This window comes from Cysteiniphilum sp. 19S12-1 (genome assembly GCF_052030685.1).
Lineage (GTDB): Bacteria > Pseudomonadota > Gammaproteobacteria > Francisellales > Francisellaceae > Caedibacter.
This window is the reverse complement of record NZ_JBQAJM010000001.1, coordinates 74,799-89,366: the sequence shown is the minus strand read 5'-3', so window position 1 is coordinate 89,366 and position 14,568 is coordinate 74,799. Positions and strand designations below refer to the sequence as shown.

General features: G+C 35.2%; 12 protein-coding genes. 2 read left to right on the top strand and 10 right to left on the bottom strand.

The genetic code is table 11. The annotated features are described in order from the left end of the window. The first annotated feature begins 42 nt into the window (after window positions 1-42). Together ACTS4L_RS00455 and ACTS4L_RS00450 are read left to right on the top strand one after the other, a co-directional pair. Entirely contained in the window at window positions 43-909 is an 867-nt protein-coding gene (locus ACTS4L_RS00455; protein ID WP_440616523.1) for a helix-turn-helix transcriptional regulator, read from the top strand. Continuing rightward, window positions 857-1,663 (top strand): helix-turn-helix transcriptional regulator, encoded by an 807-nt coding sequence (locus ACTS4L_RS00450; protein WP_440616519.1) that lies wholly within the window; start codon window positions 857-859, stop codon window positions 1,661-1,663. The genes ACTS4L_RS00455 and ACTS4L_RS00450 overlap by 53 nt, the downstream gene beginning before the upstream one ends. 22 nt (window positions 1,664-1,685) lie before the next feature. Here ACTS4L_RS00450 and ACTS4L_RS00445 read toward each other — a convergent pair whose 3' ends face one another. From ACTS4L_RS00445 to ACTS4L_RS00400, 10 genes are all read right to left on the bottom strand, one after another. After that, a complete protein-coding gene (locus ACTS4L_RS00445) occupies window positions 1,686-2,897 on the bottom strand; it encodes a PAS domain-containing protein (protein ID WP_440616520.1) in 1,212 nt (403 codons plus the stop codon). Window positions 2,898-2,926: 29 nt separating this feature from the next. Further along, complete coding sequence (locus ACTS4L_RS00440; RefSeq protein ID WP_440651587.1) at window positions 2,927-7,456, bottom strand: non-ribosomal peptide synthetase family protein; 4,530 nt, start codon at window positions 7,454-7,456, stop codon at window positions 2,927-2,929. 157 nt (window positions 7,457-7,613) lie between these two features. Continuing rightward, window positions 7,614-8,192: a hypothetical protein gene (locus ACTS4L_RS00435; protein ID WP_440617338.1), complete on the bottom strand. Its 579-nt coding sequence runs from the start codon at window positions 8,190-8,192 to the stop codon at window positions 7,614-7,616. Continuing rightward, window positions 8,179-9,258 (bottom strand): secretion/conjugation apparatus DotM-related subunit, encoded by a 1,080-nt coding sequence (locus ACTS4L_RS00430; protein ID WP_440617337.1) that lies wholly within the window; start codon window positions 9,256-9,258, stop codon window positions 8,179-8,181. The genes ACTS4L_RS00435 and ACTS4L_RS00430 overlap by 14 nt, the downstream gene beginning before the upstream one ends. Next, the gene (locus tag ACTS4L_RS00425) at window positions 9,258-9,545 is read right to left on the bottom strand and encodes a hypothetical protein (protein ID WP_440617335.1); all 288 of its coding nucleotides are present in this window, start codon (window positions 9,543-9,545) and stop codon (window positions 9,258-9,260) included. Before ACTS4L_RS00425 ends, ACTS4L_RS00430 begins: the two co-directional genes overlap by 1 nt. Then, window positions 9,542-11,893 carry a type IV secretory system conjugative DNA transfer family protein gene (locus ACTS4L_RS00420; RefSeq protein WP_440651585.1) on the bottom strand — a complete coding sequence of 784 codons (2,352 nt, stop codon included), beginning with the start codon at window positions 11,891-11,893 and terminating at the stop codon, window positions 9,542-9,544. The genes ACTS4L_RS00425 and ACTS4L_RS00420 overlap by 4 nt, the downstream gene beginning before the upstream one ends. Continuing rightward, a complete protein-coding gene (gene icmT, locus ACTS4L_RS00415; protein WP_440617331.1) occupies window positions 11,886-12,143 on the bottom strand; it encodes an IcmT/TraK family protein in 258 nt (85 codons plus the stop codon). The genes ACTS4L_RS00420 and icmT overlap by 8 nt, the downstream gene beginning before the upstream one ends. A 23-nt stretch (window positions 12,144-12,166) precedes the next feature. Further along, window positions 12,167-13,288 (bottom strand): type IV pilus twitching motility protein PilT, encoded by a 1,122-nt coding sequence (locus tag ACTS4L_RS00410; protein ID WP_440617329.1) that lies wholly within the window; start codon window positions 13,286-13,288, stop codon window positions 12,167-12,169. A 9-nt stretch (window positions 13,289-13,297) separates the two neighbouring features. Then, window positions 13,298-14,053, bottom strand: a complete 756-nt coding sequence (locus ACTS4L_RS00405; RefSeq protein ID WP_440651583.1) for a type IV secretory system conjugative DNA transfer family protein — start codon at window positions 14,051-14,053, stop codon at window positions 13,298-13,300. Window positions 14,054-14,055: 2 nt separating this feature from the next. After that, window positions 14,056-14,541 carry a DotD/TraH family lipoprotein gene (locus ACTS4L_RS00400; RefSeq protein ID WP_440617326.1) on the bottom strand — a complete coding sequence of 162 codons (486 nt, stop codon included), beginning with the start codon at window positions 14,539-14,541 and terminating at the stop codon, window positions 14,056-14,058. Between the last annotated feature and the right edge of the window lie 27 nt (window positions 14,542-14,568).

The following is a 14,568-nucleotide window of genomic DNA, read 5'->3' as shown; positions in this document are numbered from 1 at the left end:
AAAACTAAAAAGTAAATCAACTTATGGAGTTTCTTGAATATAATGGAGTTTGCAAATCAACAATTTACCTTGCAAGACATACATCACTATCATTGGAAAAAATATGAGCATACTTTTAAGAAGATTGTTCAATCTATGGATTTCCCGTTTGACATTGAAGGTTTGACTTATACAGAAACTTTTAGTTCAGGAATGGCTATTAATATTCCACTAAAATATCTGGAGAGTTTTCATGATTGGGCTCAGTCTGAAAAAGCGCATATATCCTCTTTTCTCAACGTGCTTAATCGACCAAAAGTTATGACATTAGACGAATTAAATATTTGCTCTGAAGATAGTTACCCATATCACTTGTCTTTTGTAACACAAGAAGCATTTAATATGTTGCCTATTCAGTATTTCAAGGTAGGGAGTCAATCAATCGCCAATTTATGTATATTCATTAAAAAGAGTAACTATCTTGAGGCTAGTATTCAATATGCGCACCTTAATATTCTGGCGTTAACACGAAAACTATTTGATTCTTTGCGGCAAGAATATCATTATTTGGTCCATGATTTTTTGGTCAATACAAGACAGGATCAACTGTGTTTTAAACAGCATCACATGCCAAAAATATTTCCCAATTTAACACGATCAGAAAAGTCATTTTTATTTGCAATATCTCAAGGGTATTATGAGACAAAGCAAGTTGCAATATATTTAAATCTATCTGTTCGAACAATCGAAGGTTTAATGCGTAGTGTTTTACACAAGTTAGAGTGCAAAAATAGGTATGAACTCTTTGTGAAAATAGGGGGTGATTACTCATGTTTAAGCCATATAATGGCTGATAATGAAGGTTATGGAGTAGCAAATGAACACAGTAGAGGCGATCTACACAAAAAGTTACCAAAGATATGCGTATAAATTAAATAAAATCTTAAAGAGTGCAAATTTAGCTTTATCTGTAGAATCGTTAATATACCATCGCTGTTATTCTAATGGTAGAGTGCTTGCGCTACCCTTATTAGCAGATGATAGTTTGAGCGATTATTATACTTTGCCTGAGGCAGATAAAAGAATTTTTCTTGACTTTGAAACTTTGCTACTATCTCCGACGATTAATGATGTGGGTTATAAAAATGCAGTATATCAGTCATATAACCAGTCTTTTTGTGTTGATCATATTCTTACCAAGGAGGAAAGACACGCTTTGCCATGGCATTTACATTACCACCCTGACCATTCAATTAGTTTCTTGTGCATATTTGTAAAGAAAAAAGAAGTTCTTATTGCAAATACATTATTTTATGGAGGACATTTCAGGCAGCTACATCAAACGCTTGATCAATTAGTTTTGCAAAATACGTTTGATATTGATTTGAATGGATTCACATTTAAAAATGTAAACCCATCCAAAAATTTGCTTACAAAGTACATACCCACTCCGCAGTTTAGCGAGTTAACGTATACTGAGAACCTGTGCTTTTTAGCTATTTATAATGGCAATTACGAGGTGAAAGCACTTGCATTATGTATTGATCGCTCACCGAGAACCATTGAGGGACTGATTGCCTCAATGGTACAGAAACTAGGGGTGAACAATCGTTATGAACTCTTTGTTAAAATATCTCAGTCGCATGAGCACAGGAGATATTTAGCATACATTGCGTATAAATAACCTGAGATGCTTTTATGTCAATTTACTCGATGATCTCATCCATCTCGTCGTCATCTACTGTGACAAATGGTAGAGTAAATGAAAACTCAGATCCTTCAAATAAGTGATTATTTAACTCAACTTCATTTTCACAAAGTAACTTAACATAATGTTTAGCCAAAGCAAGATCATATGCAAACTCATGTTTATCCATGGCGACATTGGTGTTTTTAGGATCCGTGAAGTACTCTGCGCTAATATTATCATCTTCTAGCTCAATAAATGGCATAGTGCCTTTAAATTCAAATGTTATGTAAAGTTTGTCATGTGCTCTGTCTCTGGCGGTAATTTTTAAGTTAATATTCTTTTGAGCATTTTTACTGATTCCTTTTGTATAATTAGCAAGTAGTGTTCTAATAATGTGGCGAAGTTTTTTATAATCCACATAGACTTTTTGTTGTGATTGGTTATCCATTTCAAATGATACTTCAACATCAAATCTCGCACTAATTGAGGCATTTGCAATGCCAATTTCTGGTGCGATCAAACCTTTTAAGAGCATAGGTTTTGTACAAATCGAATTAAGTGAGTTAAGAGAATCATTTTCGCTGATAATTGTGCTATTAATCTTTTGATACATGGTATACATTTCAGATAAGCTTTCGTTGATTTTGTAGAGTTCATCATTCACAGCAATCTCAAGGCTTTCTGGAACAGTAGATCCTATTAATTGCGCCCCTATATTATCAATTGCGTGCGAAATATTTTTAAGGGCATCTACCCATTCATAACCATATGATCTAAGGTAGTTTCGTTGAAATGCTATTTTTTTCTCCAATTGATTCTTTTGGTGTATGGTTTCTTCTTCAAGGCGTTTGCGTTCGGTGATATCATAAGAAATACCACAAACCCCAAAAATGTTACCACATTCATCGAATAATGGTGAAAGTGCAACATCGAAATAAACAATGTTTCCAGACTCTGGATTTACGATTTGTTCTTGACAATAAACTTGTTTCCCTGTTTTTATTACTTGCTTGTGATGAGCAATAATTTCAGTACCCATATCCTTTGGATGCATTTCGAGTGGTGTTTTTCCTAATATATCTTCAAGTTTCATCCCTGCAGTTTTAAGTATGAAATCATTTGCACCCATTAACTCATGGTTTGTGTTAAGCCAATAGACACCACTGGGGATAAGATTTGAAAACTCACTAAATGATGAGGTTAAATCTTTTTTGTTCGTTATGAGCATCTCTACATCCTTGATCCTAATTTTAAGTTTTAAACAGTGTCATCCGCAAATTGTAGCATAGTGATTATATCTAACAGTTCTAAGGTATATAATAATGGCGCTATAATTAATACACTACTGATAACTGCAACCACTTTTTTATGTGTTTTGAATATATTTAACGCCTTAAGCTTGGCTTCATTTAACAATCTTCTGATACTTTTCAACCAGATGTGTACCTTAAAAGGTTTAGGTGCATTTGTTGGCGTTCCTAAATTTATATCAAGCATAGTGTTCAATTTCTCAATATAGAATTTTAATTGCATGTTACTAATTCTTGTCCATTGAAAATCTATCATCTTAAATACGGATCCCGTTTTGTTTTGCAAAATAGCGCTACCATTACTTCCAATAAAATGACCATTTTTACCATCGGCGTGCCATTCCATGCGTAACAGAAACCGTCCAATTAAATCACAATCATCATTATGCTGTAAATAGTTAACTAACCCATCAATAAAAGTTTCAAAATTTACAATGGTGATTGTGTGATTTTTCGTACTCAGCATTTGAGATAATTTGATCTTATTTGGATTAAATACATGATGTGTCTGATTGTTTAATTGTCGTTTATCAAACATTTTCACCATTGCTGTTGCCGTTATATCAGCAGGTGAAATCTCTATTTCATTCATATTATCAGCGATACAGCCCAATTTGCGGATAAAGGTAATATAGGTTGCAAATGCATTATCTTTGACATCTTCCTGCACCTTACCATTTTGTTGCATAAAAGCTAAGTTCCCGACACGATAGACGCTACTATTAATGCCTTTTTCGCGCCATTTAATGGTATTGATCTCACCGAGGTATTTGGTTTTGGTATATGGTGAATTCCATTCGCCATCAATCGTTAATTGATCATCCTCAGTCAGGACAGTTTCATTATCATTGACAACACCTGTCATCACAGAATAGCTTGAAATATAATGGAAATCTTTTAAATTGGTTAGCTCACAAAGCTTAAGTAAATTAATCGTTGATGTAACATTGGCTCTATAAAACGTCTGCTCAATACCAAAATGTTTTGCTAACGCAGCACAATGGATAATGCTATCGATATTTTGTATCAGTTGATAATATTGCTCATCTGATACACCGATTTGTTCTTTTTCCAAATCACAGGGGATATAAACTAGGCGATCAGCAAAATACTTTTCCAGAGTAATATCAAAATAAAACCGGTATTTATGCGCCATACGCTCCATGGCATGTGTCTTATCTTTGGCTCTAATGCATAGATAAATACGATAGGGTGTTAAGGTTAGTAATTGGTTGAGAAGGTTGCATCCTAAAAAACCGGTGGCTCCGGTTAATAGGACATTTTGGATGGATTTGGTTGTATATTTTACTGCGGGTATATTAGCTATTTGTGATAAATACTGCTCTTTTTTAAGTGACATCGCTGTGTTAAGTTTTTCATGTCCTTTAATCTTTTGGTTGGCATACTCATGTTTAATTTTTTCTAATTTGGAAATCAATAGATCATGGGTAATTTGCTTATTGTGCGCCAGTTTCCTAGGTGTGCGTAAATCAAAAATTTCAGCAACATCGACCTCAAGATTTGACTGTAACATCATAGCGAGTTGAATGGCTTTAATAGAATTGCCTCCCAACTTAAAGAAATCATCATCAATGCCTACTTTTTCAATAAGTAGTAAATTAGAGAATGCCTGACAAACAATTCTTTCCTGTTCTGTTCTTGCTTCAATATAAGCTTGATCGCTTTCAAATCTAATCTCAGGTAAAGCATTGATATCAATTTTGCCATTAATGGTGAGTGGTATCTCATTAATTTGCAAGGCAGCACTTGGCACCATGTAATTTGGCAGTTTGTTAGTGAGTTTATCTATTATTAATTCAGGATTAATTTGCTCATTGGCAGTGTAATAAGCAAAAAGGCATTGTTCATCATTCACTACTCTATTGATAACGATAGCTTGTTGAATACCTGTAATATTGATTAAGGCACTTTCAATTTCAGCCAATTCAATTCTAAAGCCACGTATTTTAACTTGGTTATCTTTGCGTCCAATATACTCTAGGTTGCCATCAGGCAGCCAGCGAACTAAATCCCCTGTTTTATATAAACGATCATAGCCATTGGCTTTGTCGGTTTCAGTAGCAAATGGGTTAGGAATAAATTTTTCAGTGGTTAATTCAGGTTTGTTAAGATAACCATGTGCTAACCCTGCCCCGCCGATATATAATTCACCAATAACACCAATTGGCACAAGATTGTTGCATATATCAACAACATAGCATTTATTATTATCAATTGATTTACCAATAGTGTTATTTAGGCTGTTACGGTTGCATTTATGTATAGTTGAACATACTGAAGTTTCAGTTAAACCATACGCATTCATAAAATACTCTTGTGCAATTAATTTTTGTAAAATTTTTATATTTAAAACTTCTCCTGCGGAGCATAAACAATTAGGTAAACATTTTGCATTCAAGTTTTCTATGAGTCTGGGTGGTAATGTAGCATGTGAAATTTTATTGAATAATAAATAGCTTTCCAGATATTTAAGTTGTAATTTTTTTGTGTCCGATAGAATATGTAACTGAGCACCAAAACTTAAAGCACCAAAAATCTCCCATACTGAGGCATCAAAACCAATTGATGCAAATTGCAAAATTTTTGATTTTTCATTGATCGTTAACTTTTTTTGCTGTGAAAATGCCATATTACATAAATTTTTGTGTGATATACAAACACCTTTAGGTTGCCCAGTTGTACCCGAAGTATATATCACATAAGCCAAATCATTGGCGGTGCTTGCTGGCATTAAATTCTCACTTGAGAGGCTTTCGTAGCAATCACTCTCAAGTGATATGATGGGTGCCTTAGAAATAGCTTGCAGTCTTGAGATGTAATGTGATTGTGATAATACCAAAGATGCTTGAGTATCATTAAGGATATACTTCACTCTTTCATCAGGGTAGATGGGGTCAAGAGGGACATATGCCGCTCCTGATTTCAAAATAGCCAAAATGCCAATAATCATTTCTAAGCTTTTATCTAGATATAAAGCGATTAAATCATCAGGAGAAATGGTATTGCTCGATCTGATATAGCGTGCTAGTTGATTCGCTTTGGCATTTAACTGCGCATAGTTAAGTTGTTCGCTCTCAAAAACAATGGCGATATTGTCAGGATTTCTTTTAACTTGCTCTTCAAATAGTTGGTGAATAGTCTCATCTTTTGGATAGGGTTTATCCGTATTATTCCAATCGCAGAGTAGTTTTTTTTTTTGATCAATTGACATTAACTCATATTCAGATACCTTTTTATCTGTGCTGGCTAAAATCTCATTGATCAAATTTTCAAAATACCCAATGAAATAGCTAGGGATATAGTTTGCACGATAAACGATTTCATAACACAAAACATTCTTATCATATGCAAAACTCAGTGTGGTTATTTTGTTACCATAGAAAAACTCTAAATGATTAACTGTAAGATCACTCAACTTTATTGGTTGAGATAAAAGACAGGTTTCGATTATTGATATATTGGGTTTTACATCAAACTTTAATGCTTTGCGTATTTCCTCAAAAGCAATTTCCTGATAATTTCTATCTTCTTTATACCGCTTTTTTATATTATAAAGCAAGCTAGCAAAAGTCATCTCTCCTGATACTTGCACACGCATAGGAAACATACTGACGAAATAGCCGACTATCTTGTCAAACTCCTTTGGTCGTATATTTTTTGGGTAAGATAACAGAATATCCGTTAAGTGAAAGCATCTAAAAATAAAGGCACTAATGAGTGCATTGAAAAATATAAAGGGTGTTGTCTTGTGTGTTTTAAGCAGTTTATTTAAAGCTTTTGAATCAATATTAAGTCGCTTACGATTGATTTGCCCGCCATCATTATAAGTGTATTTAGCAAGTTCATTTTGTTGACATCCTTTAAGGTGGTTTTGCCAGTACTTAATGGTTTCTTCCTTCTTCTTAGCAATCACCGATGTTTCGTACTGTAAATAGTCAGTTAGCGAATAGGTTTTGAATTGATTGATGGCTTCTAAGCCTTCGTTATAAAGTTTTTCAAAGGTTTCACTAAAAATAGTTGTCGTTAGTCCATCGGAAATAATATGATGCCAGACAAATTGAAAATAATGCGTCTTATCATTCGTCTTGATTAAAATAGCTCTAAATAACCAATCTTTTTCAAGGTTAAATGGCTTGGCTCTTAATGCTTCGATTGCGTCAAGGGCTTCTTGATCAGTTGAATTATTAAGTGTTTGATAGATAAATTCACCGTCAAAATGGTCACGTATAATTTGAGATACTCTACCATCTTTTTCAATAAAGCGTGTTTTAAATGCTTCAAAGTAATGACCGATAGTTAAATAAATTGACTTGAATTTTTTTATATCTAAGTTACCTTCAACACGATACAATACAGAAATATTATAGCTATCTGCCTTTGGATTGAGCTTGTAGGCATACCATAACTCATCTTGTTGTTTTGTTAACTGAAGGCACACCATTTTCCACCATATCATTCAGTGCTCTTATCGGTGCCTGACAGCATACTCTCAAACAGGATCATAATGCCAGTAACAAGTAGTCATATAATGTATACCGCTCGTGAATCATTTTGTGGGCGGTATAGCTATATCTCAAAGGCGATGAGGTATTGTGCAATTGATGTGTTTTGGTTTATGAATCAAAAAGTATTGTAGGGTCAAAAGATCTCAAGAGTTCAAAACTGGGTAGCCAGCGTAGGTGAGACAATAATGAATGTCCATTATCGTAGGGCTTGAGCAATAGACCTAGCTGATCTTTGAAATTAGTTTTAAATCCAATAATTTCATCGATTAATTCAGATCGCTCCGATAATTCAGAAATGGCTTCCTGAATAGCAAAAATATTCTGTTTTTGCTTAATCATATTCTGCCATTGATGATAATGCTGATTAAGTTCCTGTTGAGAAATATCAGGTAAATAAATAATATGTTGTAGCAGATGTTTGTATTGATCACTCAAATCCAGATGCTGAACATAGGTACAAAAATGGCAGGCAAGTGCGAGATTGCTAAAATGGTTATTAGTGTAATTAAGATCAAGATTGATAATATAGAGATCAGTTTGCTGTTGTTGACAAAAATAGCAACTGGTACTTTCCTCAAGTAGTTTTTGCTTGCAATTACTGTATTTTGGTGCTTTAAAGCGTTTTAGAAATGCATGGGTATGATTCGAAGAAGCTAGAAGCTTTAGTTTAATATCAGGATTTATCATGATGTAAAGACTCATAAAGTTGATATTCTTGCTGTAATGCTTTGGATACGTTGTCGATCATGGGTGAAGAAAAAGGCATGTTTAATGAAAGTTCAAATTGCCAATGTGAGATAACAGCAGCGCCTTCACTAAAAAGTGTTTTTCTGCCAACATTATTTAAAGCATACCATAAAGTTCGATTAACGGGTTTTAACCATAAGAATGATGAAGTAGGAACAATACCTCCTTTTCTTGCAGTACTTAACAGTGAGCATAACATGGTATAAGTGTAGTGATGTTTTGTTACAATTTTCTGAATATTATCGTGAGACATACATTCCATTAAATGTTTATTTAAATATTTGTTGAGTTTGTATCGATTGATAAAGTTTTTAAACTGATTGTTATGTTGGCTGAATTCGTAGTTTAGATAACTTAAAAGCGTGTCAGCTTGCTTGCGCTTATCCAGAATGTATAAGGAAAAAACGACAGCTAGGCCGGATATTTCAAGAGGCTCCTGTGCGATATTGATACAACGATTGCCAAGTTGTTGACTTAAATTACTATGTAGTGCAATAAGGTCAAGTTTTTTATTTGGGATCAAAAGATGATGTTGCAAATATTCAACGGGTGTTAATGCTGTGCCAAGGTTGGTTTTGGATCGCGTTTCATTTTTTGGCGTATAAACCTTATTAAAGCGTTGAGCAATGAATTGAGATAAACTCGGCATTGAGAAGGTTTGTCTATATTTTCTATTGGGATGGAAGAAAAATATGATGGTGATCAATGTTATGCCAACACCCCAAAAAATAGACATTAAAGCGTCACTGGTATTGTAGCCTAAATATTTGAGCTGCTTCAGTGTGACGGTCGATTCTAATACATGATTACACCAATTCATCAACATACTATAGTGGGCATCCCACAGCATAATAATCGATAACTCAAAGCGTTTTATGATAAATATTGCTTTAATAAGCTGATTGTGGAAAAGCCAGTAAAACAGGAGTAGTGCTAGCAGGATAATGACAACGATATAAGTTGGTGCCATTCCGTCATCATTACTGCTATTAGCAGAGTTAGACATTAATTATCTCCCAATAGTTTATCAATGTTGATAACGCCTTCATCAATCAGGTTAAGCAAAGCGTCGTAAATAAATAAAACCTGTATTAGATCAAAGTTTGTGTCACTAATACTTCTTGTCATTGAGCTATCAAAAACATAAAGGTAGTTATTATCAGCTTGTGATATTAATGCTTTGATAAAGATCTCTACCTGAGTTAATTTCCCAAAATCTTTTGTTTGTTGATTCTCAATAAAGGTTAGATGATGCTCTTGGATGAGATGTTTCATAATGTTAGTTAAAATCATTTTGCACTCTTTTTATTAGATGTTGTATTGCTCTCAGCTAATGTTTGTTGAAACAGATCCTTCAAATTGACTTGTGATTTTTGCTGTGAGTATTGCTTGGAAAGGTGGCTGATATGTTTGAGTTTCTCAAGAATTTGTGTTTTATTTTCATTGAGCTTAACGCCAAGCATGGTATTGAGTTTATAAAATAGCTTTTGCAATTCTTGAGCGTTAATCAAATGAAGTGTCATATTTGACTGTGTCAAATCAAAATAATCGTTATTGAGTTTATCCTCAAGATCGATAGCATCAAATAGTAGACTGTTTTTTATCAGAGAATTAATGTCAGCAAGTGGATCCTTTTTTTCATATCGTGTTTGATCAGGACTTTCTTGTGAACCATGATGAGCTTGCTCAGCTTCGGCCGTTAGAAATGACTCATCTTCTGCATGTGAAATGTTAATATTGCTAGCCATACCTTCTTGCAGTAAGGCCGAACTTAGTGGTAATGCGTCTAATTTCTTGTAATGATGTTTGCCAAAAGCAACTTTAGCTGATTCAATGAAAGCGATAGTATAAGGCTCTACTTTCAAGAACTGATTAATCGCAATATGTTTTGTTTTTTTAGGTGCAGCGTAAAATGATCGCATTCTGACAATGTTTGATTTAAAAAACACATGCGCCTCACCAGGTAATTGATCCTTCAAATCCATAAGGTCCAGTCGTGCTCGTTTTTCAATGCCTGCTTCTTTGGAATCTTTATAGCCCAAACTATTGCCATCTTGCCCCATGTTGTAACTTCTGACGGTTGATACATAGGCTTCTCCTGCTGTTTTGTTAAAAAAGTCCCATGTTTCAGTAGGGTCTTCTAATTTCATACACAACTTAATGTTTGTATTTGCAAAAATGGAAGCAGCTTCTTCTTTGGATGCTTTTTGGAAAGCAGGAATATCTTGTCCAGCAAACACCACAGAGAAACCAAGTGATCGCGCTTGAGCAGGAACAACAGCAAACCCTTCTACAGCATAATAGCCATACTCGTCTAAAATGCATAAGAAAGGCGTATCAGAATTAGAAGGTTTAGATTCGATAACTTCTTTATATTCACCTTGTATTTTTGAGCCAAGGCCTGCAGCAAGCATGGCTTTTAATGAAGCAATAATCAATTTTCCTAGATTTGACAACTCGTCTGGCGATTTCTCTAGTGCAGGCAATAAGACGACTAGAATGCGGCGATTTAGAATAACATCACTAAAATCAACATCTGCAAGGTTGGTACGCATAATATGTGCGTAAACATCGGCAAGTGAACCAAATATACGTGTTAATTGCATGGTGATATAGCCGTGTTGTTCATATGTTTTGTCAGATTGCTTACCGACGTTTTTTTCCTGATAACCAGGTAATGTTGCAAGGTAGTTATACATTGGATCGGTAACGTCAGTAGGAAGTTTTTCCCGTATGACAACTGTACTGTTATTGTGATCAAGGATTTTTTGCTTATGAAGTAAATCCTCGACAACATCAAGGATAAAATAGCGGCGAATCGTATTGGCTTCAAGCAGTAAGTAACCTTTGTCTCTAAGATAAACAAGCAAACGCATTAATGCTTCAACAAAGGATATTGCTCTTCCTTTCCACATATCCCCATCACCGCCACCGCTATCCGAAGAAGACATCATGCTAACAATTAATTGTGATAGCATGCTTGAGGAGCCTAAGGCAAATGGATTAAGTGTATTGGATATCATATCTTTTTGTGGCCCAATAATGTCCTCAGCACCAGTCATATAATTAATTACCAGCAAATCATCCTCGCGTCCCATGAATTTAGCCATTGAAAAAACTTGGGCATAGAGGGAGTTATCACCTTTTCCATCAACATAAATAAAACCTGAGCCTTGGGATAGTGCATTAAAAGCAATTGAAAGTAAGGTTTGAGTTTTACCAGAGCCTGTTGAGCCCAAGATTAATGCATGAGTACGCATATCTTCATCACTAAACCAAACTTCTTGTTTGCTGGCAATTTCATTGCCAAAAAAGTAAAGTCCAGAAGGTTTGGATATTTTTTTTTGCACTAGGTTGCTATTTGACAAATCGGGATGTTTGGCGCCTAAAGGTAAGCGAAAAGGCAATCTTGGAATTTGCCAAAATGCATTCCAGAAGATTACTAATATAAATACAAACAGTAAGTCACTGATAAGTGGTAGCCAAGTCAACGCGACGAGTGATAATATAATCACACAAATACTTCCTAAGCGTGATGAGCAAAGTTCATAAAGCTGGAAGATTAAGCCGCGAGTGTCACGAATGCTCTCACTTGGGCGTGCTTCTTGTGTGCGTGAGAGTCCTCTTAAACCTTTACTCATTTGAATAACGTTTCTCAGTTAGTTTTTCACGACCAAATGACCATTCGCGTAAGTTTAATAGGAATACCCATAGCGTTATTTGATAGCGATTGAGTATGAAAAGGAGAACACAGGTTCCAATACTTAGCGAGATGGTCCATACCCTAAAATGGAACAAGCATAATAGGATTGGAATAAATACTTGCGCTTCAATAATGAAAAATTTAGGCTTTCTACCTGAGTCTCTCCAGTGAGCTTGAGTGTTATACATTGAAAAACCTCTTTTTACTATTATTAATTGTGATGGTGTTGGCAATATAAGTTATAAGTTTGTGTGCTAATGTGTCCCTTGGACAATAATGTGGTTGCGTGGTCTGTAAGCGAGGTTTGGCGTTGTTCCATTGCTTGTTTGATAATAGGCGCCATCATCTCATTTGATGCAGATAATAACTTTGCTCTAAGTGCTGCATCAACTACGACATATTCCCTTAAAGCAACTCTTTTCCCATCATTGCTTGGAATAAGAGTTTGCCAAATAATGGCAGAAACCGTACTAAAAAAATCATAATAAATGCGTTGCTTTTCTTCGTGCGGAAAAAGCATGAGTAATCGATTAATCGCTTGTATGACAGATTGACTGTGTAGTGTGCTAAACACGCTATGCCCAGTAAGAGCGGCTTCGATGACTGCTGAGATTGTGGCATTGTCTCGTGACTCTCCAACCATGATTGCTGTTGGAGTGCGCCTTAAAGCATTTCTAATAGCATAGGCAAAGCTAGGTAGGCATCTAGGAACCTCGGATTGCGAAGTAATAGAGTTCTCGGTATATGCAGGTAGGATGTATTCTATAGGAGATTCAAAAGTGATGATCTTTTCTCCTGAACCACTCTTTGCTGCTCTTAATGCAAGCATGGATGCCAATAATGTCGACTTCCCTGAGCCAGTTGCGCCGCATACAAGGACAATGCCTTCATTAATGAAGCTTAACTTAACGAGCTCTTCAGATAACCGTAATGTATCTATAGGCGGTGGTGTTGTTGTTAACATACGCATAGAGACTTGAATCCCAAGCTTTTCATATTGGTTGATCAAACTTGCATTGATTCTGAATCTCAATTTATGATCTGAGTTGACTCTATGCGTATAGCTAAAATCCAAGTCACTCCCACTTAGTACCTTAGCTGCTGCATTGCTCCCATATAACAAGTTAATAAAATCTTCAATTTCACTGCCACTTAGCCCTCTATTGGTAAGCTTTATCTGCTGACCATAGCGAACAGCAAAAATCGGGCTATCTATTTGTAGTGTTAAATCACTAATATCATTTTCCGCAGTGTAAGTTAATAACATATCATAATGACAATGCAAAAAATAAGGTGGATCATGTGCAAATAATGTAGATATTGCTGTTGTCATAACCTCGCCTTAGTCAGTTGGTAAAAGGTTATGCAAAGGGTCAAGCATTGCTTGCCATCGTGCTGGGTTGTCTTGAAATTGAGGCACAACCTCCAGATTGATTTCTTTATTATCAATTGCTAAATTGCGTTGATCGGACAAAATGGCTTTTGTTGCTGTTGTAACATATGGGGAGGTAATCATATTGCGATTAATCAATTCATAGTACATCAGCATTCCGCTGAAGTCCCTGCTTAATTCGTGTATGTTTTGTTTAAAAATATCAATCGCTTGTTCAACACCTGTTTCCCAACCATAGTAAATAGCTAGCTTCCAAATCTTTTGTTCTTGAGCATTAGCAGGTAAAACTGAGCGATCTGGAACTTCCGGTCTAGAAAAGTTAGTGATCAGGTAATCCCTCCAAGTAGGGACATTTGAGACAAAATAAGCTTGCTTTGTAATATGATAGATTTGACCATTAAGTGTGATTTTACGATTATCTGTATTCATACTCGACTTATTGTATCCCGTTTCAATGACCGGCGGTAGAATATGTTCATTCAGTAACAAACCATTGAAGTTATAGGTTTGATACAACATGGCTGAAAGTTTATCAAGATATTGATTAATCATGCTTTGTCCTTCGTAAAGCCCGCTTTGGGTACCTAATTCCAATGCGGCTTCTTTAACTGCTTTTTGCCTTAATGTAAGGTTGGCTCTATCGTATTGAACAATAGGGGTATTGCTGGTTAAATTTTCTAGTTGATGTAAGTCCATTGCGATCATGCTTATAAATACCTGACACTGATAACTTTTGCTTCTGTATTAATGTTTAAGCTTGCTTGTTTACCTGTTTGAACAGCAAGGTTTCTTAAAATATTAATGGCTGAATCCTCAACGGGAGCATTAAGCTGACCAATGACCACGATAATTGGGAAGGGTGGTGTTTTGCCGAAATATTGCACTTTAAAGTTTACCGCTAAGCCAATTTGAGTGAGTACATTTTCCAGTGGACCATAATATGTAAGCGACAGTTTTTTCAAAAGCGCCTGATCTTCAATATTAGCAAAAGGAATTTCAGGATTTCCATAGCGAATGGTGTTTGAACGATTAAGTTCATTCAATGATTGTTGGACAGATTCACTGGCATCTTTAAGTTCATTAATAACAATGTTATTAACATATTCAGGGTGGTATTTTTTTGGTGAATTGCTGTCGATATGACTGCATGCACTAAGTAAGAGTAAGCTTAAGATTGATAAATGTGTTTTCATAAGTAAGTTTTTATCCAAATACAATAA